Source organism: Shigella sp. FC1544 (assembly GCF_001722145.1).
Taxonomy (GTDB): Bacteria; Pseudomonadota; Gammaproteobacteria; order Enterobacterales; family Enterobacteriaceae; genus Escherichia; species Escherichia coli.
This window is the reverse complement of sequence record NZ_MECT01000256.1, coordinates 1-1,886: the sequence shown is the minus strand read 5'-3', so window position 1 is coordinate 1,886 and position 1,886 is coordinate 1. Positions and strand designations below refer to the sequence as shown.

The following is a 1,886-nucleotide window of genomic DNA, read 5'->3' as shown; positions in this document are numbered from 1 at the left end:
GGCAACCATGTTATCCAGTGAGGAGAAACAGGTGTTCTGTTTGCCGTTATCCGTTGTCTGTGTACGGGGAGTTCTGGCTTTCGGTGCCAGCATCTGTGCAACACCGCCAAGCGTCATACTGGCACCGAGAGAAAACAGCAGATTACTCGCCATAATTCCTACCCCCGGCATCCATATAGCAACCGCCATAACAGCTGCCCCCAGCACCGCCTGAAACACACCGCCACTTTTAGCTCCCACCAGACGCGGTACTATGTGGATCACTGCACCATTTGCCAGCGGCTCATTAAGACGGGCAGACAATTCGGTTTCACCTGCATCACGCCCGGCAATGCGCACCTGATACCAGCCGTCACTCAGTTTCTGACGAAACGCCGGGAGCTGTGTGGCCAGTGCGCGGATGGCTTCAGCCCCCGTTTTCACACGAAGGTCGATGCGGCGGCCAAATCGTTGCAAATCCCCGTAAAGGCAGATGCGTGCCATTCCCGGTGACGCCAGAGGGAGTGTGTGCGTCGCTGCCATTTGTCGGTATACCTCTCTCGTTTACTCAGTTGTTCAGGAATATGGTGCAGCAGCTCACCGTCGCCGCAGTAAATGGCGGCATGATTCGGCACCGATGAACCAAAACAGCACAGCAGCACATCGCCCGGTTGTGCTGATGACAACGGCACCTGATACAGCCCTGTGGCCTCCAGATTATCCAGATAGAGATTCTGACCGTGACGCCACCAGTCATCCCCGCGATGAAAATCCGGCATCTCAATCCCCGCCAGATGATAAGCATCCCGGAACAGCGTGTAACAGTCCGTCACCCCGTGCTCAAAGCGCCGCCCGGTGAGATGCGGCACACAGCGGAACTTGTGAATCGCCCCCCGGCAGACCAGCCACCACGGCAAATCACTCTGCACCTGCAGCCGCCGGTCAGCCTCACTCAGCCAGGGCAGACCACCGGGATGACTGTGGACCAGTGCCACAATCTCACCCTGCATTTGTGCCCGCAGCCAGTCCTCCGGAGCCATCCGGAACCGTTCCTCCGGCTCACCGGAGATATTCTCGCTGGGAAGATACCTGTCTCCCTCCGGCGTTCTCACCACGAAGCCACACGACTCCGCTGGCGCACATCGCCGGGCGTGCGCCAGAATCGCTGATTCTGTCTGTGTCATGGATTTACTGAGAAAGTTTATTGATGGAAAGGAAACCGCCGAAATTACCGGTATTGTTGCGCAACTCACACCCGCGCATACACTTGCTGCATTTGTCCTTCCGGATATCCGTCGTTGGTTTGTCGAACTCGTCAGCCACTGCCCTGCCCGTGTAACCACACTCATCAGAACGGTAGGTCCACATACAGGTATTCGCCAGCATGATATGCCCCGGGAAAACCACGCCATCCGTCTCCGTTGGTGTGGCCAGCACAAAAGAGGCACTGACCGCGCTCAGTTCGCTGCACTGCTCGATGCGCCAGCGGCTGATCACCTCCTGCTCCGGATCGGCGTCACTGTTTCCGTTGACGAAGTTCACCGCATCCAGAAAACGGGCGTAAACCTTACGCCGGACCACCGTTCCGCCGACCAGACTCTGCAGATCTTCCGCCATCCCGGCGACCATACCGTACAGGTTAGAAACCGTCAGCGTGGGGCGCGTACTGGTGCCTTTGCCATTCAGTTCAAAACCACTCCCCTGAATGGGATACGGCTGATACTGTCGCCCCTGCCAGGTGACCGGCTCACCTTTTTCGTTCTGCTCATTACAGAAAAAATAACGTTCTCCACCGACCTCTGTCAGGTCGATTTCCCAGAGCACCACGCTGGCCGACTGCTCCGCACGGGTGCATTCATTCAGTGTTTCCTGCCGGATATCCTGCATCAGTTCACCACCTGTTCAAA

Annotated in this window: 3 protein-coding genes; all 3 read right to left on the bottom strand. The window is 57.2% G+C overall.

Features of this window, described 5'->3' with window-relative positions; translation table 11 throughout:
- A partial coding sequence (locus tag BGK49_RS13650; RefSeq protein ID WP_242412558.1) for a tail assembly protein occupies positions 1-456 on the bottom strand: 456 nt, incomplete at its 3' end.
- Complete coding sequence (locus BGK49_RS13645; RefSeq protein WP_000194737.1) at positions 420-1,163, bottom strand: C40 family peptidase; 744 nt, start codon at positions 1,161-1,163, stop codon at positions 420-422. The genes BGK49_RS13645 and BGK49_RS13650, both read right to left, overlap by 37 nt.
- 4 nt (positions 1,164-1,167) lie before the next feature.
- Positions 1,168-1,866 (bottom strand): phage minor tail protein L, encoded by a 699-nt coding sequence (locus BGK49_RS13640; protein ID WP_001152578.1) that lies wholly within the window; start codon positions 1,864-1,866, stop codon positions 1,168-1,170.
- Positions 1,867-1,886 lie beyond the last annotated feature (20 nt).

Coding starts and splice junctions, on each gene's coding strand:
- BGK49_RS13640 (WP_001152578.1), bottom strand. CDS start 1,866: ATGCAGGATATCCGGCAGGAAACACTGAATGAATGCACCCGTGCGGAG.
- BGK49_RS13645 (WP_000194737.1), bottom strand. CDS start 1,163: ATGACACAGACAGAATCAGCGATTCTGGCGCACGCCCGGCGATGTGCG.